The following is a 21,835-nucleotide window of genomic DNA, read 5'->3' as shown; positions in this document are numbered from 1 at the left end:
AATCTTGAAGATCATGGCCAATTATAACCTGACCTTGGCTCTTTAATTTCTTGATTTTGATTTATCTTTTAAGGGGTAGAGCATGTCAAATCAGGTCAAAATTTTCGATACTACTTTACGAGATGGTGAGCAAGCCTTGCCAGCGAGTTTAAGCGTAAAAGAAAAACTCAAAATTGCTTTGGCATTGGAGCGTTTAGGGGTAGATATAATCGAAGCGGGGTTTCCGGTGTCTTCACCCGGTGATTTTGAATCGGTACAATCCATCGCTCGTGAAATAAAAAACGCCACAGTATGTGGATTATCTCGTGCCTTAGCTAAAGATATCGACGCCTGTGGTGAGTCATTAAAAGTGGCTGAGCAGTTTCGTATTCATACCTTTATCGCTACCTCTGATATTCACGTCAACACTAAGTTACGTAAATCCCAAGATGACGTAGTAGAAATGGCAGTACAAGCGGTAAAACATGCGCGTCGTTACACCCCTGATGTGGAGTTTTCCTGCGAAGATGCGGGGCGTACTCATATAGATTATTTGTGCCGTATGGTAGAAGCCGCAATTAATGCAGGCGCAACCACAGTGAATATTCCCGATACCGTGGGTTACACCACTCCTACTGAATTTGGTGGCATTATTCAGAGCCTATTTAACCGAGTACCTAATATCGATAAAGCGGTGATTTCGGTACACTGTCACAACGATTTAGGCTTAGCTGTAGCTAATTCATTGGCGGCCGTAGAACAAGGTGCAAGGCAAGTCGAAGCCACCATTAATGGTTTAGGTGAGCGTGCAGGTAATTGCTCATTAGAAGAAATAGCGATGATTTTACAAACTCGCCACAGCAAACTCGGGCTACATACCCATATCAAAAGTGAACAGATATCACGTACCTCAAAGTTAGTGAGTAACTTATGCAATATGCCGGTGCAAGCTAACAAGGCCATTGTGGGGGCTAACGCCTTTAGTCATTCGTCGGGCATTCATCAAGACGGGGTATTAAAGGGTCAAAACACTTACGAAATTATGACCCCAGAAAGTGTTGGCATAAATAAAAATAATCTGAATCTAACCTCGCGATCCGGACGCCATGTGATTAAACATCGCTTGTTGGAATTGGGCTATAAAGAGTCTGACTTTGACTTGGAAACCCTTTACAGCGCCTTTGTAAAACTTGCCGATAAAAAAGGCCAAGTGTTTGATTACGACTTAGAGGCCCTGTTGTTTTTCAGTCAGGCCAAACAGGAAGACGAACATTATAAATTGCTGTATTTGCAGGCGAACTCGGGTAAACAAATCATACCCAGCGCCACAGTGTGTATGCAGGTGGGTGATAGTGAAATCACCGAGTCTGCAACCGGTAACGGGCCAGTCGACGCCGCTTATAATGCCATTTCAAAAGTAGTGGGCGCCAACCAAGTAGAGATAGTCGATTTTAAGCTCGACTCTAAAGGCGAAGGCGCCAATGCCTTAGCGCAGGTATCAATAGTGGCAGAATATAATGGCCGCCGTTTTAACGGTATAGGTTTAGCCACCGATATTGTTGAATCAGGCGTCAAAGCCTTAATTTACGTATTAAACAACACACATTTAGCCGATCAAATTGATCAGAAAAAAGAACAGAAAACTAGAATTGCAGGGGTATAACACAACATGTCTGAATACAATATTGCCGTATTAGCAGGGGATGGCATTGGCCCTGAAGTCATGCAAGAGGCCAAAAAAGTACTAGCGGCAGTCACTAAAAAATTTGGTATTTCATTTCAGTTAAATGATTTTGATGTAGGCGGCCTAGCCATAGACAACCACGGCAAAGCCCTGCCCGCTTCCACGCTAAAAGGCTGCGAAGACGCCAGCGCCATTTTATTTGGCTCAATTGGTGGCCCAAAATGGGATAACTTACCCTTAGAAGAACGCCCAGAACGCGCCGCGCTTTTAGCATTGCGTGGGCATTTTGACTTATTCAGCAACCTACGCCCCGCAAAAATTTATCCGGGCCTTGAGTCTTTCTCTCCGCTTCGAGCCGATATAGCGGCGGCTGGCTTTGATGTATTAGTAGTACGCGAACTCACCAGTGGTATTTATTTTGGCCAGCCCAAAGGCTTAGAAGGCGAAGGTGAAGAGCAATTTGCTTTTGATACTATGCGTTACAGCAAAGCCGAAATTCGCCGCATTGCCGTTAGTGCCTTTGACGCGGCGCAAAAACGCGGTAAAAAAGTGACATCAGTAGACAAAGCTAACGTACTGGTGTGTAGCCGTTTATGGCGAGAAGTGGTTGAAGAGGTGGCTAAGGACTATCCAGAAGTAGAGCTTGAACACATTTATATCGACAACGCGACTATGCAGCTCATTCGCTACCCAAACCAGTTTGACGTGATGTTATGTTCTAACTTATTTGGCGATATCATCTCTGACGAGTGTGCCATGATCACCGGCTCAATGGGGTTACTGCCCTCTGCCAGTATCAACCAGCACAACTTTGGCATGTACGAACCAGCAGGCGGTTCGGCGCCAGATATTGCCGGTAAAGGCATAGCTAACCCAATAGCGCAAATACTCTCGGCCGCTATGTTGTTGCGCTTTAGCTTAAACGAAAACGCCGCCGCCGATGCTATAGATGCGGCAGTAGTAAAAACCTTAAGTGACGGGGTGCTAACCGGTGATTTACTGAGTCCAGAACAACAACATTTAGCCAAAAGTACCAGTGAAGTCGGCAATTATATTGCCGCATTAATTTAATAGATTTAGGAAAGCGTAATGGCCAGCACCTTGTATGACAAAATATGGCAAGCCCATATTATCGATGCGAAAAATACCTCTCATACCGGTGAAGAAGGTTTGATGTACATAGACAGACATTTAATTCACGAGGTGACCTCACCTCAAGCCTTTGCAGGTTTAGAGGACAAAAACCGCAAAGTACGTTGTCCACAGCGGACTTTTGCCACTATGGATCACAGTATTTCAACTCGCTCTTTAGCCTTAGATGCCTGTGGCCCTACCAACAAGTTACAGCTACAAACCTTGGCAGACAACTGCGAAAAACACGGGATTGAACTGTTCCCAGTGGGCCATCAAAAACAAGGAATTGTGCATGTAATGGGGCCTGAACTAGGCCTTATTCAACCTGGAATGACAGTAGTGTGCGGCGACTCACATACCGCGACTCACGGTGCCTTTGGTGCATTAGCCTTTGGTATAGGCACATCACAAGTTGAACATGTGTTTGCTAGTCAAACCCTTAAACAAAGCAAAGCCAAAAGCATGCAGGTGCAAGTCAATGGCCCCTTACCTATCGGCATTACCGCCAAAGATATTATTTTGGCTATCATAGGTAAAATTGGGCATGCTGGAGCAACCGGCCATGTGATTGAATATTGCGGCGAAGCCATCTCAGGTTTGTCGATGGAAGAGCGTATGACTGTGTGCAACATGAGCATTGAAGCCGGTGCTAAAGCCGGTTTAATTGCTCCCGATCAAACCACTTTTGATTATTTAGCAGGCCGAGAATATGCCCCTAAAGGCGAGCATTGGAGCCAAGCCTTGGCCTATTGGCAAACTTTAGTAACAGATAAAGACGCAACTTTTGACACTGTTATTACATTGAATTCAGCTGATATCGCCCCACAAGTGACCTGGGGCACAAACCCTGGGCAAGTGATAGGTGTGGATCAGCCGGTGCCGGCCTCGGCTGACTTTTCTGATCCTATCGACCAAGACTCAGCCAATAAAGCCCTTGCCTATATGGATTTAGTCCCCGGCCAGAAATTGCAAGATTTAGCCATAAACAATGTCTTTATAGGCTCGTGCACTAATGGCCGCATTGAAGATATGCGCGCAGCTGCGGCTATTGCTAAACAAGGCAAAGTAGCCCAAGGCGTAACCGCTATTGTGGTGCCAGGCTCAGTGTCGGTAAAAGCCCAAGCTGAAGCAGAACAACTCGACAAAATATTTATAGAAGCCGGTTTTGAATGGCGTTTACCAGGTTGCTCAATGTGTTTGGGCATGAACGACGATATTCTTAAACAAGGTGACCGCTGCGCTTCAACCAGCAACCGTAACTTTGAAGGTCGTCAGGGTCGTGGGGCGCGAACTCATTTAGTTAGCCCAGCCATGGCCGCAGCAGCAGCCCTCGCCGGCCACTTCGCCGATGTGCGCGACTATCAATAGCCTTTAAGGAATTTATTATGACAAGCATAGGTATAAATATTCACACTGGCTCGGCCGTTCCCTTAAATCAAGCCAACGTGGACACCGACCAAATCATCCCCAAGCAGTTTTTAACCGCCGTAACACGTAGCGGCTATGGTAAACATTTGTTTCATGATTGGCGCTACCTCGACGAGCACGAACAAGTGCCCAACCCTGAGTTTGTGTTGAACAAAGCCGCGTATCAAGGTGCCAGCGTGTTGCTGACGCGGGAAAACTTTGGTTGTGGCTCAAGCCGCGAACATGCCCCTTGGTCACTGGACGACTATGGTTTTAAAGTAGTGATTGCCACCAGCTTTGCCGACATTTTTTACGGTAACTGCATCAACAATCAATTGTTACCTGTGCAACTAGATAACACACAGATGGATCAGTTATTTGCCGCAGTACAACAAGACCCTACAGTGCAAATCACCGTAAACCTACAGCAACAGACCGTAAGTATGAATGATTACAGCTTTACCTTTGAGATTGCCGAGCAACATAAAAACAACCTGTTAAAAGGGTTAGATGCTATAGGTCAAACCTTAGAGCTAGACCATAAAATCACCGAGTTTGAGAATAACTTGCCCCAGTGGCAAAAGGCTTGAAGCTTTAACAAATCACTAAAGCGATTCCCGATAACAGCACTCGGGAATGACGTGCAGGATCTAGGGATGACCTTGGTGACCTACTAGAATGGACAATTTTTCCCGTCATCCCCGCATGTTGTTAACGGGGAGCCATGCTGAGGTTGGGCAATAAGTGGTTTCCCGATAACAGCACTCGGGAATGACGTGCAGGATCTAGGGATGACCTTGGTGACCTACTAGAATGGACAATTTTCCCGTCATCCCCGCATGTTGTTAGCGGAGATCCATGCTGCGGTTGGGCAATAGGTAGATCCCCGATAACGGCACTCGGGAATGACAAATTTCGGATTATTACTTAACTGATAAATTTTCTAAGGCTATTGTTGTTGTCATCACCTCTTTCCCTGCCACATCCTTAATGGTCATGACCAGTTGCTGACCTTGAATCTCAATCACCCCGTAATTTGCCTTGGAATAAGTCTCCCCTACCCTATGTTTATTGGGGCTAGCGTTCTTCCATTCTTCGGTTAGACCTGAGGCGGTCATTTCCCACAGGGCTTGACCATTTTTGCGGGTGATTTGACTAAGTTCGCTCCAGTGAGTATCGCCACTGACTATGACTAAATTATCAATTTTATATGTATTCAATAGTTCTAAAAAACGCTGCCTTTCGTGTGGCATGTTGGCCCAAGACTCCCAACCGGTAAATTCTGGTAAAAATTGCAAACTACTGGCCAAAATACGTACGTCTGCGGGCTCTCGTAACTGCTGCTCTAACCAATCCCATTGGGCGTGACCTAACATAGTGCTGGATTGATCTTGGTTGGGCTCGTATGGACCTAAGTCATTAGGCGCTTTGCTAAACATATATTTAATGGTACCTACCGACTCAAGTGGGCTTCTGTTCCAGCGTAAATCAGGCAGTATAAGCTGCACCTTAATATCGCCTTGCTGCACTATCTGGCTAGTGTAAATTCCGTCAGCTCGTTTACGCCTTGGGCTATTTTTAGGGACCTTAAAATAATCCAGCATGATCTGTCGTGATGCTTCTTTTTGTGGATACTCGGCGCCCGCATCATTTTCACCAAAGTCATGGTCATCCCAAATTCCAATAATAGGGGTATTGGCTAACATGGTTTGCATACCGGGTTTTGACCATTGCTTGGCATATTTGGCTTTAAGTTCACTCATATCTTCGGTATCGCCGTATATATTGTCGCCTAAAAGTACCAACAAGTCGGCTTGCTCTTGGTTCATAGCGTGCCATATGGGTTGTTCTTTGTCTTGATGTAAGCAGGAGCCAAATAAAATCTTCACCTTCGAGGCCGAACTGGCCTCGGCGAAAGCGTCAGTACTTACCAACACACTAACTAAAGTATAAAAAAGAGTGAGATATTTCATGTTTATTGAGCCTTTTTCAAAATAGGAAGAGGAGGGGCAATATCAGTTGCAAAGTCTTTATGCTCAAGATTAAGTAAACTAATTGCGGTTGCCGCTACTTGATCTAAGGCGAAATTTTGCGAGTTTTTCATTTCACCGGTATTTTTTACATCGGGCCCCATAGCCGCTAACCATATTTGCTCGGCGCCAGGTATGCCATCTTTATATTGATTGAGTCCCTTTAAATAGCCTTTAATTGCCTTAGGACTTGCATGGTGTTGCCACGAGCTAGCAGAATTGCCACGGCCGTGATCAACTGTAATCACCAAATTAGTATTGTCTTGGTACTGCTCGATGGATTGTAATAAGGCCCACAACTGCGCGATAAATTGATCTGCACGATTAGCACCTCGCAAATATTCGGGGTAGTTACCTTGATGGGCAAAATCATCGGTTTCGCCTAGTGCGATATATATAACCTTAGGCTTGTGAGCCATGATATATTCTTCGGCAAAACCTACTGTAAAGGCATCCAAACGTACATTATCCCAAGGGCTAGGCACTTGTTTTTGCAGCGCATTTAACCAGTTGGCTTTGTTTGATAACTTGGACCAGTCGGCGGATTCAAAACCTGCGTTGATAGGTATACCACTGCGGGTGCGATTTATGATGGCGGGGAACACATCCCAACTTCCAAATGCGGCAACCTTGCCTTGATAGTTTGCGTGTTTGTTTAGCCATTCCAAAATGGTGACATTGGCATTATTAAGAGCCTTATTTGAGTCAATTTTCGGATCGGCTTTACCTGTCAATAGTTCGTTGTATCCTGGATAAGAAAACCAATAGTCGTTGCTAACTTGCATCTTTGATCCTAAGTCACGGTTACCTATTAACACGCCATTTTTAGCTAATTCGTCCCATAAAAAGGGCATTAACTTTTGACGTTTAAGGGCGGCATTGCTGCCATGAAATTGTTGTTCTAATCCTGTTTTTTGATCTTTAAAAGCCTCTAGATTAAGCACATCATTTTGGTAACCCTGAAACACTTCTTGCCAGCGTAATCCGTCGATACTGACTAAAAGTAAATTGTCTGCAGCTTTACTGGTAACGGCAAAACAACATAAACACATAATTAGCATTGCTTTCATTTTACACTCACTTTATCAAAGCCCAAAAAAAAGGGACGAGCATTAGCCCGTCCCAAGTATCACACAGGGAAACTACTAGTTAAAACGCTGCTTTAAGATTTATCGCCGCCGTACGAGGTGCGCCAATCCATGCACCACCTGGAACAACAGTTCCTAAATAGCTTTCATCAAACACGTTATTGATGGTGAAGTTTATTTCAACTGATTCAACACTGCTGCCTAGGTCATCAATGTGAGTACTAAAGTATAAGTCGCTAACAGTATAAGCTTCTACAACATTAGTATTCGCTTGGTCCATAAAGCGTTCACCCACATATTTAGTACTTAAACCTGCTGAATGATTGCCACGTTGCCAGTCAAAACTGACTACGCCCATTTGCTCAGCCGCGCCAACAACAGTGTTACCTAATAATGCCACATCGGTATATTCTGAATCGTTGCTAGTATAAGAAGCGTAAACACTAAATTGCTCAGAAAGTTGGTAAGTTACAGAGGCTTCAAAACCTTTTGACTCTATCCCGCCTTCATTAACGTAACCACCAGCAGCAGCTTCGAAATAATCAATACCATCGACAGTTTCGTTACTGATGAATGTGATACGGTCATCATATTTAGTCACGTAGTAGGTTAAGCTAGCACTTAACTCTCTAGTAGAATAACGTAGTCCCATATCGAAGTTATCAGCTGTTTCTGGTTTTATTACACTTAAATCAGCATCATCACGCTCTAAAACTGTATCTTTAATTGCCGCATAGTTTTGTGCAAAACCAGCAAAAACTTCTACATTATCAATAGGCAGAGGGGCAACAAAACCAGCAGAGATCAGTAAATCAGAGTCTGAAGTGACCGACTTGTCATTAGCTGAAACATATCTGTCATTTTTCGCAACATCAACATTAAATTGTTTTAGGCCCGCGGTGACTTTAGCAAAACCTAAATCGAGTTGGTCTTCAAGGTAAAACATCATAGTTTCAACTGGGAACTCACGATCGTACTGGATCCAATAAGGCGTTTCATCATAATCATAACTGATTTGTGAATTCATGATTTTATGCCAGCTACGAGTTTCCTCACGGGTAACGTCTTCGTACCAAAAACCACCACGTAGGGTATTATCCATATCGGCTATTTGTGCATCCCAGATAAAGTCACCATTGATACCAACACGTGACTTTTTGTAATTAGTATTACGATATGAACTTACCGGAATGGCACCATTCTCATAACAACCAGGATCGAATTCTGGGCCTGCACCGCCGTATGGGAAAGTGATAGAGCTTACACAACCATCGATTGGCGCAACAGATTCACCGTTTCTATTTACAAACAATAGTTGTCCTAAAACAGCGCCGCCTAAAACAGTATTGCCAGACACTAATTCTGAGTGACCATTACCTGCGCCATCGTCATTCACGTCAGCGATATACTGTGGCATCCAATCACCACGACCTTCATTTTTGTGGTAATAAACATTACCACTAAATAACACATCACCTACTTCAAAATCTGCTTTAAGATAGGTAAAGAAATTTTCACGCAAAGTAGACCAGCCGCGACGATAGTTTTGATCTTGGTAAGGAATACCTGTCCATTCTGTGGTGAGTCCATCCCACGTTGAGTTTTGAGCAAATTGCCCCAAACTATAAATACGTTGGTAGTTGTCTTCATGGGTATCGTCATACGATACATAAGCCGTTAAATCAACATTGTTTACTGTGCTAACCACTTTTGCAGCAAAGTGATCACGTACGTTTTCTGCCGTTTGTCCCATCCAGTCACTGCTTTCTTGGTTAGCCATACTGAACCACGCAAAGGTGTCTTTTGCTATTTCACCGGCTTCGTAACGTAAAAATAACTTTTTGCCACCAAACTCGGCAAAAGTAGTACTGACCACTAAACGCTCATCTACTGTTGGCATTAAGGTCGTAAAGTTTAAAGTACCACCTAAGGCTTCGTGTGAACGTGAAGCGATGTCTGCGGTACCTTGTGATACTTCAACTCGGCCTAAGTTTTCAGTGTCGATATAACGGTTGGCTTTAGCGCCACCACCGTAGTTTGAACCACCGTTAGCTATGCCATCAACCGTCATACCAATTTGCTGTTGGTTTACGTCAACTTGGAAACCACGGATAGAAATACTGGTAGACCAATCATCGGCACCAAAGGCATCGCCTTCGTTAATTAAAACACCAGGCAAGTTATCAATAGTCGCCAACACACTCGTCATAGACGTTTGCTGCTTCATCATTGAATCTGTTGTTTGGTTATTCGCGTAAGATACGCTGCGGCCAACAACTGTGATGGCTTCTACAGCATCTTCAGTTTTTTCAGCTTCTTCAGCAAATACAGGAATGGATAGCGCATAAGTGCTTAATGCGGCCGATATAGATAATGCTAGTTTTGATCGTACAGTGGAACTCATTATTATGTTTTCCTAATATAGTTATATGTGATTTTAATTGGGATGTAATGTGCATGGAGAACATGAATCTAATATGTACTTTATATGACAATTAGATGACACCTATATTACACTTTTATGACCAGCTATAACACCCTAGCATTAGTTGACTTTTATTTAAGCAGCAAAAAAACAACTATTTTTCAATAAAATAGGTCCCCCAACCGTCGTATTCCACTTGATGCTTAACTGCAATGGCAAACAATTTGTCGGTATCTTGATTAATGAGTTGTACATCTAACATACGTTCGACCACAGCATCAAAACAAAATATTTCTTCACCTTCTTCGGTTTCGAACTCCTCAGCATCACCTACTTCAAAACCGGCCTTAAACGCATCCACCGCGGCTTTTTCGAGCACATCAAAATCAGGGCTAGCAAAGTGGTATTCGATTGTGTGAGCTTTTGTTGCGTCGCTGTCATCTGCAATCAATGCTTCTATGGTTTCTTGATTAAACTCATGCCATTCGGCCAGTTCTGCTACTGTGTTTGCATTCATAGGTGTTCCTCTATGCTAGTGTTTTAGCCGTTGTCTATTTCTGTGTCTAGGTTTTGAATCTGTTGCTGCATTTTATGGTGAAAATACTCAGCGTTTTGCTTAATCGATTTTTTTTCATCCATCAACTCAGGTTCTGACAGTTCAATTAACAATTTGCCATTATCCCATCTATTAAGTTTTATTTTATTATGCAAACTGCTAGCAGCAATAGTGACTATGGCTTCGTTTGTCGCCTTTGCAATACGAAATGCGCCCGTTTTAAAGGGTAAAAGGCCACGACCATAACTACGAGTGCCTTCTGGAAAAAACCACACCGACAAACGCCTATTTTGAATTTTTTGCACTGTACTTTGCAGGGTGTCATGAGCACGACTTGAATTTTTTCGGTCAATCATAATGTTGCCTGTTAACCAATACATTTGGCCAATCACAGGCAACCATTTCATACTTTTTTTACCCACAGTCACAGTGCCTTTTTGCGTGGCACCACAAATGGTTAATAAATCATAACTATTTTGGTGATTGGCAATATAAACATAGGGGCCACCTTGCTTAACACTGTCGGGCACTCGGTACTCAATTTTTAATCCTAATAGTCTCGAAACAGAACTATACAACGCACCCGCAGCGTGAACATTATCACGGTGAAAGGGACGCACTAAACAAATCAACATAAGAATGATATTGATAAGCAAAAAATAAAAGAAAATCGCAACTATGCGTAACAGCGCTAACAAAGCCTATCCTGTTAAATGAAATGGTCGCAAAGTATACTTACTTTTGGCCATGAGCTAAAACACTTTACTATTTGATTTAGGGGTAAGTATCTTTTAGCCTTTCTATTTCGGTAAAAATAAATTAATAATACTCTTTACTGGCCGTTATTTAACCAAGTAACAGATCCATTCAACCATTAAGGCTACTCACGCAATGCAAACCTTTAAACATGAAGATCTCGATGAAGATATTCTGACTGACTTACTGGAAGAAATTAACGAACTTTATGAAGCCAGCGAGCAAACCTTAATTGAATTAGAGTTAAAACCCGAAGATAACGAGTTACAACGCTCTTTATTTCGTTCAATTCATACCATTAAAGGGGATTTGGGCCTAGTTAACTTTTCGCCACTGATTCCGCTATTGCAACACGGCGAAGACTTGCTTGATTACTTGCGCAAAGGGCAAATTCAGTACACCAGCAACATGAGTGACTTAGTATTACTCATTATGGATAGAGTCAAAGTGTTCGTGCAAAGCTGTATTCAAACAGGTCAAGCCGAATACAACAAAACATTATTTGATAAGCTGGTTGTAGAAATACAACGTATTACCCCTGAAAACGCTGCTGAGCATGAGCACCTATTAGCCAAAGCTGTGTCGATATTGGATCCTAGTCTTGACTTAAGTGTTGAGCAGCCTAAGGGCAAAGAAAACACCGAAGCCAGCGCTCCATCAAGCATAGCGACAACAGGTATCCCTAAATCTATCAGCAACGACGACCGTGAAGATTTAGTATTTTTTAGAGAGCTAATGAAACCTATCGAAAAGCGCTCAAAATACTGGGAAGGCAGAGGTGACAGAATCGCCAAACTTGCAGGTTATATCAATAAAATTGCAGGTTCACCTATCAATGAAGTACAGCTTGCCGTTGCATGTTACATGCATGACTTTGGGATGGCCTTTATCCCTATTGCAGTATTACATAAGCAAGAAAAACTCGATGAAACCGAATTTAACTTAATGCGCTCCCATGTGTATAAAAGTGCGCGATTGCTAGAAAACCTCAACCAATGGAACGAAGCTCGGAAAATGGTTATGCAGCATCATGAGAGAATTGATGGCACTGGTTATCCTTTAGGGATCAAACAAGATGATATTTGTGAAGGTGCAAAATTATTAGCCATTCTCGATACCTTTGATGCTATTACTCATGCCAGAGCCCATGAAGGCCACCAGCAGCGTCCCAAGAAAAAGGCCGTGATTGAAATAAACCGCATAGCCAAAGGGAAATTTTCTGGAAAATGGATGCAAGCCTTTAATAAAGGGATGGCGGCCTTATTGACGAGTGAAAGAGCGAGGTAACCTAAAAGTAATATTACTCAATAACTACATTCCCAACTCTTTCAGTTTTCTAGTTAGGGTATTCCTGCCCCACCCTAGACGTTTTGCTGCATCTTGTTTGTGGCCATGTGTATAGTGCAATGCGCGGTCTAATAAGATGCGCTCAAAACAACTAATGGCGTCATTCAATATATTGTTCTGGCCCGACTGCAGCTGGGCATCCGCCCAGCGAGCCAGCAATGTTTGCCAGTCATCTAAATTAGTAGAAGTATTTATCGCACCAACTTGTTCGTCAATTTCTGGGGGTAAGTCGTGGGGCAACACTTCCTGACCACTAGCCATAACTGTCAACCAACGACACATGTTTTCAAGCTGACGTACGTTTCCTGGCCATGCTAAGTTGCTTAGTATAACTTTTGTTTCCTGACTAAGAGATTTCACCTCAACTTCAAGTTCGGCAGCGGCTTTTTGTAAAAAATGCGCCGCAAGGATAGGGATATCTTCACGCCTTTCACATAATGAAGGTATATGAATGCGGATAACATTTAACCTGTGATACAAATCTTCTCTAAATTGCCCTTCAGAAACTCGCTGCTCTAAATTTTGGTGCGTCGCCGCGATAATTCTTACATCAACTGATACTGGGTTATGACCGCCAACTCGATAAAACTGGCCATCGGCTAAAACCCGTAATAGTCTAGTTTGCACATCTAAAGGCATATCGCCTATTTCATCTAAAAACAAGGTGCCGCCGTTAGCCTGCTCAAATCGCCCTTGTCTTGCAGCCTGAGCACCAGTAAAGGCCCCTTTTTCGTGGCCAAATAATTCAGACTCAATCAAATCAACTGGTATAGCGGCCATATTCAAAGCAATAAAGGTGTTGTTTGAACGAGGGCTGTGTTTGTGCAACGCATGAGCCACCAGCTCCTTACCCGTACCAGATTGACCGTTAATCAACACACTAATACTTGAGCGAGATAAACGCCCCACCGCTCTAAATACCTCCTGCATTGCTGGAGCTTCACCAATAATTTCAGTTGCTTTTGCGAGTTCCTGCGGTCGATTTTTAGGCGCTTGTTCTCGTGAATGGGTGAGTGCTCTTTGCACTAAGCTGACAGCCTCGTCAATATCGAATGGCTTTGGCAGGTATTCAAAAGCACCACTTTGATAGGCATTAACGGCACTGTCTAAGTCAGAATGTGCTGTCATGATAATCACAGGAATACCTTCAAATCGCTTATGCACTTCCGTTAGCAAGGCCATACCGTCCATCTGAGGCATCCGGATATCCGACACTATCACTTCTGGTGGTTGCCCCGATTCTAACTGCAATAACAAGTCTTGGGGATTTTCAAAGCTGCAACACGCTATGTTTGCCGCCTGAAGTGCTTTTTGTAATACCCAACGGATCGAGCTATCGTCATCAACTATCCATACAGGTTCGACATTCATTGCTTAGACTCCTTTTTATCAATAGGTAAATAAAGCGTAAATTCTGTCCTATTGGGCCAACTATCGACCTCAATTTTACCGCGATGATGAGCAATAAGAGTTTGCGAGATTGACAACCCCAAACCACTGCCATCTTGCTTGCTAGTTACCATAGGGTAAAACAAAGTACTTTTAAGCTCATCAGGAATACCCGGCCCGTTGTCGATGATTTGAATTTTAACGCAAAGAGGAAAACATTGACCATGTATGATGACTTGACGTTCAATTCTAGTAACTATCTTAATTTCGCCCGCAACCTCAGGGCATTCCAATAATGCTTGAACACTATTTCGCACTATATTTAGGGTTGCTTGTTGTAACATATCTTGATCTAAGTACAACTCGGGAATGCTAGGATCATAGTCTCGGGTTATCACGATATTGTGACTAGGATCGAGCTGCACTAAGGTACACACTTTTTCGAGCATTTGATGCACACTATTCCACTCAAAACTTGGCCTTAGATTGGGGCCTAATAAACGATCGACTAAATTGGTGAGCCTGTCGGACTGTTCGACTATAACCTGAGTGAACTCTTTTAAATCGGCACTAGGTAACTGTTTTTCTAGTAGCTGCGCGGCTCCTCTAATCCCTCCTAACGGATTTTTAATTTCATGAGCTAATCCTCGCACCAACTCACGAGCCGCTTGTTGTTGCGCCCATTGTTGATTTTCCTGGCTTATCTTTTTTTGTTGTTCAATCAGCCTAATTTCGATTAAGAATCGCTTAGCCTGGTTTTCTAATATGTAGGTAACCGAAATATCAGTTTGGGTTTGCCGACCATCGGCAAAGGTGAGCGTGACTTCACTATCGGAATAGACTTCCCCGTACTGCATGGTATTTTGGAAGCGTACAAAGTCTAAGGTAGACGCAACAATAAGTTGATTAAAGGAACAACCAATCAGTAAACTTAAACTACGTTCAAATACCGCTAGAGCAGCGTGATTGGCATATTGCACCTGCAATTTTTCATCTAATACTAAAACAGCAGTGGATAAATTATCTAACAGATTTTCAGTAGTGACAGATTCAGACATAAACTCAACATTTTATGCACTTATATAGTGCAAATTATATTTTACTGCTCTGAATTAGATACTACTTTTTACACAATAGCTTTTATTGGGCCTTTGATGCGTTGATCAGAGCAGACGCTTTTTGTAAATAAAAGGTTTGCGGTTTAGATGATGCAAGGATCTTGCCTGACTTGTCGAGAAAATTAACTTGAATGATATGGGCACCACGATCGACATTTTCTAATTGAAACTGGCCATTTGATTGAGTCATAACAACTTGATTATCAAGACGTAATTCAAATTGCCCGGCCTTTTTTGGCGCGACATCTGCACTTATACTGACAGCGCCTGAATTATCACGTAATGTCTGTTCTGCCTCGGGAGAAGCTATTGTTACCTCATATTGCACCGCAGTGGTGCGTTTTCGAACGGAAGTACGCCCCTTAGCTTTGGAACTTGAAACACCGCCAAGCCCTGGCATAACCGTATTATTCATAGCTGACAAATTGACAGGTACGGCTCCATCGCTAGGCACATCACTATAAACCACGCTACCATCGGCCTTAATTGTTTTGTAAACCTCTTGTGCCGACACACTCATGCACAACAAAAAACAAAGAATATAAAATCCCCGCACTTTACTCATAATGCCTGCCCTCCCAATACCAAAAACATTGCCCACAACTCAAAAAACTAAACACCACAGAACACAGAGTGCTTCGCTACACAGAGAAAACCAAATACTTAACTACAAAAACCATCCCCTTCTTTTCCTCTTTGCTCTCTGTGCCCTCTGTGGTTAAAAGTCTTTTGTCTTGTAGCTCGAAGCTAGAAACTCGGTGCTAAAACCAGTGTATCTGTATTATAGATAAAAAAAAGCCCGCAAATGCGGGCTTGTTATCTATTTTAATAACTATCAAAGATATACGTCTCTAATAAATACTAATTACACACTGTAATACATATCAAACTCAACTGGATGAGTGGTCATATTCAATGTTTCTACTTCGCTGCGTTTTAATTCGAGGTATGCATCAATTGATTCATCTGACATAACTCCCCCTGCGGTTAAAAAGTCGCGATCATTATCCAAAGCATCCAAGGCTTGTTCAAATGAACTGCAGACTTGTGGAATGGCCGCAGCTTCTTCGGCAGGTAAGTCGTATAAATCCTTATCCATTGAGTCACCGGGGTGGATCTTATTTTTGATCCCATCAAGGCCCGCCATCAGCATAGCTGTGAATGCAAGATAAGGGTTACCTGTTGGGTCAGGGAAACGCACTTCAATACGACGCGCTTTGTCACTGGTTACAAATGGAATACGGATAGAAGCCGAGCGGTTACGCGCTGAATAAGCCAACATAACTGGCGCTTCGAAGCCAGGTACCAAACGTTTATATGAGTTAGTTGATGCATTAGCGAAAGCGTTAATGGCGCGCGCATGCTTAATGATTCCGCCAATATAAAACAAGGCTTCTTCAGACATGCCGGCATACTTATCACCGGCGAAGATATTTTTGCCATCTTTAGAAATGGACTGGTGAACATGCATACCAGAACCATTATCGCCAACTAGTGGTTTCGGCATAAAAGTAGCCGTTTGACCGTAGGCATGGGCAACGTTATGGACCACATATTTATAGATTTGCACCTCATCGGCTTTTTTCACTAACGTATTGAAAAGACATGCGATTTCGTTTTGACCAGCGGTGGCGACTTCATGGTGATGAGCTTCGACTGTTAAGCCCATTTCTTCCATAACCATACACATGGCGGCGCGAGTATCGTGGGATGAATCCACTGGAGGAACGGGGAAATACCCGCCTTTTACTCCAGGGCGGTGCGCCATATTGCCTTCTTCAAATTCGGTACCTGAATTCCACTTAGCTTCACTTGAGTTGATCTTGAAAAATGAACCTGCCATATCGGTGTGAAAACGCACGTCATCAAACAAGAAAAATTCAGGCTCTGGACCAAACAATGCGGTGTCACCTATTCCGGTAGACTTTAAATACTCTTCGGCGCGACGAGCGACAGAGCGAGGGTCACGATCATACCCTTGCATGGTCATAGGCTCCAAAATATCGCAACGAATGTTTATTTGGGTTTCTTCTGCGAAGGGGTCAAGCACCGCACTTTCACCATCTGGCATCAAAATCATGTCTGATTCATTTATGCCTTTCCAACCCAAGATAGACGAACCATCAAACATTTTGCCTTCTTCAAAAAAATCTTCGTCTACTTGATGGGTAGGGATAGAAACGTGCTGTTCCTTACCTTTAGTATCGGTAAAGCGTAAATCAACAAATTTAGCTTCGCTTTCTCTAATTAGATCTAAGGCCTGTTGTGCTGACATGGTATTCTCCAAATTAAAAGTATAAATATATGAATGCACGTACATAGCCAATAACTATTAACGTGCCGACAAAATGTTAATTCTATTTCCTAGGTAATGCGATAATCATGCCAGCTGTCTAAGTGCTTGTGAAACCAGTTATTTATACATTTTAGGCGTAATACATCGAATATCTCAACAAAAAGCTGCACCACCAATGAACGCAATTGCACCAAGTTGGTGCTTTGCACTTAAATACATCAAATAATGACAATAATGTTAACGCGAAGTTATTCAATTGCGCGGCTAGGTATTATTTACAGCAATATGCATTTGAAGTTCGCTAAATGTAGGATAAAACTGTACAATCCGCGCCCAATAAATTCCAGTAAATTTAGCTGCTTCTTTGTTTGACTCATAAAGTCATATAAAAGAACGCGGCCCCAATAGAGAAAAGACAATGAGTTCATCAAACACCTCAATCGAAAACTTGAGGAACATAGCTATCATAGCCCACGTTGACCATGGCAAAACCACACTAGTTGATAAGTTATTACAACAATCAGGCACCTTAGAAAGCCGCGGCGAAGCCGAAGAACGAGTGATGGACTCAAACGATATTGAAAAAGAACGGGGTATTACCATACTTGCGAAAAACACCGCAATTAAATGGAACGATTACCGCATCAATATAGTGGACACCCCTGGCCACGCCGATTTTGGTGGTGAAGTGGAACGTGTTATGTCTATGGCCGATTCAGTATTGCTACTAGTTGACGCCCAAGAAGGTCCTATGCCACAAACCCGCTTTGTGACTCAAAAAGCCTTCGCTCAAGGGTTAAAACCAATCGTTGTTATCAACAAAATTGATAAACCAGGTGCTCGTCCTGATTGGGTTATGGATCAAGTATTTGATTTGTTCGATAACTTAGGCGCTACCGACGACCAACTAGACTTTCAAGTGGTCTATGCATCGGCTATTAATGGCTGGGCAACTAACGATCTAGATGTTGAAAGTGACACTATGACGCCTTTGTTCGAAACCATAGTTGAACACGTTAAACCACCTGCTGCCGATATCCAAGGCACCTTGCAGATGCAAATCTCTCAGCTAGATTACAACTCTTATGTGGGTGTAATTGGTATAGGCCGTATTACCCGTGGTTCTGTGAAGCCAAACCAACAAGTCAGTGTAATAGGTGCCGATGGCAAAACTCGTAACGGTAAAGTTGGCCAAGTACAAGGTTACTTAGGTCTTGAGCGTCATGAAGTTGATTCAGCAGATGCCGGCGATATTATTGCTATCACAGGTTTAGGTGAACTTAAGATTTCAGATACTATTTGTGATCCAAATGCCGTAGAAGCATTACCGCCATTATCAGTGGATGAACCCACAGTAACCATGACATTCCAAGTCAACAATTCTCCGTTTGCAGGTAAAGAAGGAAAATACGTTACCTCTCGTAATATCCTTGAACGTCTACAAAACGAATTAGTACACAACGTAGCCCTTAAAGTAGAAGAAATGCCTGATCCGGATAAGTTCCGCGTATCCGGTCGTGGTGAACTGCATTTAGGTATATTGATAGAGAACATGCGCCGCGAAGGGTATGAACTTGCTGTATCACGTCCTGAAGTAATTTTACGTGAAGTAGACGGCGAAACTCACGAACCTTTCGAAACGGTCACTATTGACGTTGAAGAAGAGCATCAAGGTTCGATCATGGAACAGTTAGGTACACGTAAAGGTGAACTAACGGATATGTCTCCAGATGGTAAAGGCCGAATTCGTATGGATTTTGTTATTCCTAGCCGTGGCTTGATTGGTTTCCAAACTGACTTTATGACCATGACCTCTGGTTCGGGTTTGATGTACCATACTTTCGATCACTACGCTAAGCATAAAGGCGGCGAAATTGGTCAGCGTAAAAATGGCGTATTGATAGCCAATGCAACAGGTAAAGCATTAACTAACGCCTTGTTTAATCTACAAGAGCGTGGACGTTTATTTATTGGCCATGGTGTTGAAGTATACGAAGGCATGGTGATCGGTATTCACGCACGTGAAAACGACTTAACCGTTAACGCCCTAAAAGGTAAGCAGCTAACTAACGTACGTGCCTCAGGTACCGACGAAGCGCAAAGCTTAGTGCCACCCATTAATATGTCACTGGAGCAAGCCTTAGAGTTTATCGATAACGATGAATTGGTAGAAGTCACACCAGAAAGCATCCGTATACGTAAAAAGTTACTGACTGAAAATTTACGTAAACAAGCAGGGCGCGCACCTAAGTCATAGGGTTGTGAGTGATTAGCTTTTAAATAGATTGAATCAAAACCGGCGAAAGCCGGTTTTTTTTTGGGGATATAAATAGCCATAACTCCGAGTCAACTTGAGGTGATTATTTATGTCTATATTTGACTCACTCAAAATAATAATAGAAGCTAACCTTTATGTTACCTTCGCGCTACAAGACTAATTTGAGGAATATTAATGAAATATAAAATGTTTTTTGCTGCAGCTATTTTAACGAGCTTAGTTACCACTCCTGCAATTGCCGCAAGTGATAGTGGTCATAGCGCACCAAAGCATATACCAGGTGTCTTTGTAGGTTTTACACATGCAAATAGTGAATCAGAATTCTCTTATGGCATTGAGTACGAGTATAAGTTTTCAAAAATGTGGGGCGGTGGTTTAGTATATGAAAAAACCGATGATGCTCACCATGGCGCTGGGGTAGACATAGCGCTTGCTGCTATTTATTTACACCCTTGGAAGGAGCTAAGACTAGGCGTGGGAATTGGTAAAGAAACTGTGGGCAGCTATGATGAAGATGATGGTCATGGACATATTCATCATCACGCCAGCCATAAAGAAGATGTCACCCGCGCATCAATCAGTTACGACTTTCATGTTGGTCAATTTGGGGTTGCTCCAACCTTAGCCGTTGACTTTGTGGGAAGCCAAACAGCCACAATCTTTGGCATTGCTGTGGTTAAGGCATTTTAAGTAAATAGTCTATTTTACTGCTGTATATATGAGGAATAAAATCATGAAGAATAAAACGAGTTCATTAGCGTTATTAGTAACAGTCACTTCGATTTCAATGCTTTCAGTTGCAGCAGACAAAATAGTCTCGGATGAGGTCATTTCTACACAAAGGTCGGCATTAAAAGTCAATACCAATGGAAAAGGCTTTGGGCCACAATCGCCTAGAGATATTGATCTCTCAACAGGCAAAAACAAAGTTTTGTTTGAAATGGCTCCTGCAGTTGAAGATATGAATCTTTGTAATATTCATTTTCACCAAAATGCTGAGCACAAGGGCGGGGAGTTCACTGAATACGCAGGAAATGGCGATGGACACGGCTATCATAGTGGCTATAAATACACTGGCAAGTTAACCAAAGATGAATTGACTTCTACTAGTGAAGAAGTCTGCCCTAGTTCTCACGGCTCTCTTAAACCGGGTGCAACTATTGAAGTACATTATGTTCATTCAACGGCACAAGTTGCACCAGGCCCGACTTTGGGCGCTTGTTTAAGTGAATCAATTGCGAACCCTCAGTTGCGAGTGGAAACACAGGTGTATGTACTTGTAAACGATCAAGGTGCATTCGATTTTGGTCGCTTAACTGCTCACCACAAATCCTTGGGCAAAAACCAAGCTTTGCATATTCCCACCAATACTGGCAATGCGGTGCAATATATCGGCTCTACAACTGGTCCTGGATATAATGAAAAAGGCTCACCTTTTCAAGTTAGTTGGAGTGTTAGACCCAAGGTTGCGAAAGTAAATATAAGCACGGTTGGAAAATGGTGCCAGGGCAATATCTTTAACGAAGACCATGCTCACGGTGTCAGAAATCTAGTTCAAAACCCAGACTTGCTATCTAATATGTAAACCAGCAGCCCCTTAATATTTAAGTTTCTGTTAAGGGGTTATTTGATTTCCTTCTCCATTCAACTTTACTTTAGCTAGCGGGAAAAAATTTTTCTAAAGGTGGTGAGTAAGTGCCTGCATAAACACAACTTTCCAAAAAATTATCCTGCTTCGTTTTCAGCCTGCTTATCTTTAGCAAACAATAATAGAAATACCCCTAGCATAATGGCCATATCGGCCACATTAAAAATACCCGTCCTCAATGAGCCTACGCCGATATTCAAAAAATCAATCACCGCACCATTATTCACCGCTCTGTCGTAAAAATTACTGATCCCGCCAGAGAAAATAAGGACTAGTGATGTTAATCCAAATGCAGTTTGGGTTTGCGTTTTTAGTATATAAATCAGCAAAGCCGATAAAATCAAACCTACTGCGCAAACAAATATCCAAAACCTTGCGGACTCTGACATACCGCTGCCCAAACCTAAAAAGGCCCCGGTGTTTTCAGTGTAACCAATTCGCAATATATCGTTCCAATAACTGGTCATTTCAAATTTGGGTAGATTCTTGGCTGCGTACCACTTAGTTCCTTGATCAAGACCGACGCTGACTAAACAAATAACCACTATCATTTGTACCCGTTTCAATATACTCATTAACTTTTACTTACCTTTACAGTGTCTTGCCTATCTATAGATAGAAACTATACCAATTCATCCTAACAATTAGTCACTCAGAGAACACCAGCGACTTTCAATCGAGGCGTAGTCCTGCAGGAATG

Annotated in this window: 18 protein-coding genes; 8 read left to right on the top strand and 10 right to left on the bottom strand. The window is 42.6% G+C overall.

What is annotated here, in order from left to right; translation table 11 throughout:
* Positions 1-82 precede the first annotated feature (82 nt).
* From leuA to leuD, 4 genes are read left to right on the top strand one after another with little or no spacing between them, the layout of a single operon-like run.
* Complete coding sequence (leuA, locus tag Q0688_RS25490; RefSeq protein ID WP_299084172.1) at positions 83-1,642, top strand: 2-isopropylmalate synthase; 1,560 nt, start codon at positions 83-85, stop codon at positions 1,640-1,642.
* Between the two features lie 6 nt (positions 1,643-1,648).
* Positions 1,649-2,734 (top strand): 3-isopropylmalate dehydrogenase, encoded by a 1,086-nt coding sequence (leuB, locus tag Q0688_RS25485; protein ID WP_299084169.1) that lies wholly within the window; start codon positions 1,649-1,651, stop codon positions 2,732-2,734.
* 18 nt (positions 2,735-2,752) lie between these two features.
* Complete coding sequence (leuC, locus tag Q0688_RS25480) at positions 2,753-4,165, top strand: 3-isopropylmalate dehydratase large subunit (protein WP_299084165.1); 1,413 nt, start codon at positions 2,753-2,755, stop codon at positions 4,163-4,165.
* Between the two features lie 17 nt (positions 4,166-4,182).
* Positions 4,183-4,794 (top strand): 3-isopropylmalate dehydratase small subunit, encoded by a 612-nt coding sequence (leuD, locus tag Q0688_RS25475; protein WP_299084162.1) that lies wholly within the window; start codon positions 4,183-4,185, stop codon positions 4,792-4,794.
* Between the two features lie 333 nt (positions 4,795-5,127).
* On the opposite strand, the gene Q0688_RS25470 is transcribed toward leuD, so the two are convergent.
* The 5 genes from Q0688_RS25470 to Q0688_RS25450 all read right to left on the bottom strand — a co-directional run bounded on the left by Q0688_RS25470 (position 5,128) and on the right by Q0688_RS25450 (position 11,001).
* Positions 5,128-6,177, bottom strand: coding sequence for an alkaline phosphatase D family protein (locus Q0688_RS25470; RefSeq protein WP_299084159.1), 1,050 nt, complete (start codon positions 6,175-6,177; stop codon positions 5,128-5,130).
* Positions 6,178-6,179: 2 nt separating this feature from the next.
* Positions 6,180-7,304 carry an alkaline phosphatase family protein gene (locus Q0688_RS25465; RefSeq protein ID WP_299084156.1) on the bottom strand — a complete coding sequence of 375 codons (1,125 nt, stop codon included), beginning with the start codon at positions 7,302-7,304 and terminating at the stop codon, positions 6,180-6,182.
* 79 nt (positions 7,305-7,383) lie between these two features.
* The gene (locus Q0688_RS25460; protein WP_299084153.1) at positions 7,384-9,726 is read right to left on the bottom strand and encodes a TonB-dependent receptor; all 2,343 of its coding nucleotides are present in this window, start codon (positions 9,724-9,726) and stop codon (positions 7,384-7,386) included.
* Between the two features lie 175 nt (positions 9,727-9,901).
* Complete coding sequence (gene rraB / locus Q0688_RS25455; RefSeq protein WP_299084149.1) at positions 9,902-10,264, bottom strand: ribonuclease E inhibitor RraB; 363 nt, start codon at positions 10,262-10,264, stop codon at positions 9,902-9,904.
* A 23-nt stretch (positions 10,265-10,287) separates the two neighbouring features.
* The gene (locus Q0688_RS25450; protein WP_299084146.1) at positions 10,288-11,001 is read right to left on the bottom strand and encodes a 1-acylglycerol-3-phosphate O-acyltransferase; all 714 of its coding nucleotides are present in this window, start codon (positions 10,999-11,001) and stop codon (positions 10,288-10,290) included.
* Between the two features lie 193 nt (positions 11,002-11,194).
* Between Q0688_RS25450 and Q0688_RS25445 the strand changes: the two genes are divergently transcribed.
* Positions 11,195-12,346, top strand: a complete 1,152-nt coding sequence (locus Q0688_RS25445; protein WP_299084141.1) for an HD domain-containing phosphohydrolase — start codon at positions 11,195-11,197, stop codon at positions 12,344-12,346.
* 24 nt (positions 12,347-12,370) lie between these two features.
* On the opposite strand, the gene glnG is transcribed toward Q0688_RS25445, so the two are convergent.
* The 4 genes from glnG to glnA form a co-directional block, all read right to left on the bottom strand.
* Positions 12,371-13,777 (bottom strand): nitrogen regulation protein NR(I), encoded by a 1,407-nt coding sequence (gene glnG, locus Q0688_RS25440; protein ID WP_299084138.1) that lies wholly within the window; start codon positions 13,775-13,777, stop codon positions 12,371-12,373.
* Entirely contained in the window at positions 13,774-14,853 is a 1,080-nt protein-coding gene (gene glnL, locus Q0688_RS25435; RefSeq protein WP_299084135.1) for a nitrogen regulation protein NR(II), read from the bottom strand. The genes glnG and glnL overlap by 4 nt, the downstream gene beginning before the upstream one ends.
* A gap of 82 nt (positions 14,854-14,935) precedes the next feature.
* Positions 14,936-15,478, bottom strand: a complete 543-nt coding sequence (locus Q0688_RS25430) for a DUF4124 domain-containing protein (RefSeq protein ID WP_299084132.1) — start codon at positions 15,476-15,478, stop codon at positions 14,936-14,938.
* 300 nt (positions 15,479-15,778) lie between these two features.
* Positions 15,779-17,188, bottom strand: a complete 1,410-nt coding sequence (glnA, locus tag Q0688_RS25425) for a glutamate--ammonia ligase (RefSeq protein WP_299084129.1) — start codon at positions 17,186-17,188, stop codon at positions 15,779-15,781.
* Positions 17,189-17,627: 439 nt separating this feature from the next.
* Between glnA and typA the strand changes: the two genes are divergently transcribed.
* The 3 genes from typA (at position 17,628) to Q0688_RS25410 (ending at position 21,072) form a co-directional block, all read left to right on the top strand.
* Positions 17,628-19,466 (top strand): translational GTPase TypA, encoded by a 1,839-nt coding sequence (gene typA / locus Q0688_RS25420; protein ID WP_299084126.1) that lies wholly within the window; start codon positions 17,628-17,630, stop codon positions 19,464-19,466.
* A gap of 195 nt (positions 19,467-19,661) precedes the next feature.
* Positions 19,662-20,177, top strand: a complete 516-nt coding sequence (locus tag Q0688_RS25415) for a hypothetical protein (RefSeq protein ID WP_299084124.1) — start codon at positions 19,662-19,664, stop codon at positions 20,175-20,177.
* Positions 20,178-20,274: 97 nt separating this feature from the next.
* Positions 20,275-21,072: a delta-class carbonic anhydrase gene (locus Q0688_RS25410; protein ID WP_299084373.1), complete on the top strand. Its 798-nt coding sequence runs from the start codon at positions 20,275-20,277 to the stop codon at positions 21,070-21,072.
* Between the two features lie 140 nt (positions 21,073-21,212).
* Here Q0688_RS25410 and lspA read toward each other — a convergent pair whose 3' ends face one another.
* On the bottom strand, positions 21,213-21,710 hold the full coding sequence (gene lspA, locus Q0688_RS25405; protein ID WP_299084121.1) for a signal peptidase II: 498 nt from the start codon (positions 21,708-21,710) through the stop codon (positions 21,213-21,215).
* Positions 21,711-21,835: the final 125 nt, after the last annotated feature.

The sequence above is a fragment of the uncultured Paraglaciecola sp. genome, from assembly GCF_937123705.1.
GTDB lineage: Bacteria > Pseudomonadota > Gammaproteobacteria > Enterobacterales > Alteromonadaceae > Paraglaciecola.
The sequence above is the reverse complement of the archived record's forward strand: the minus strand, read 5'-3'. Positions and strand labels throughout refer to the sequence as shown.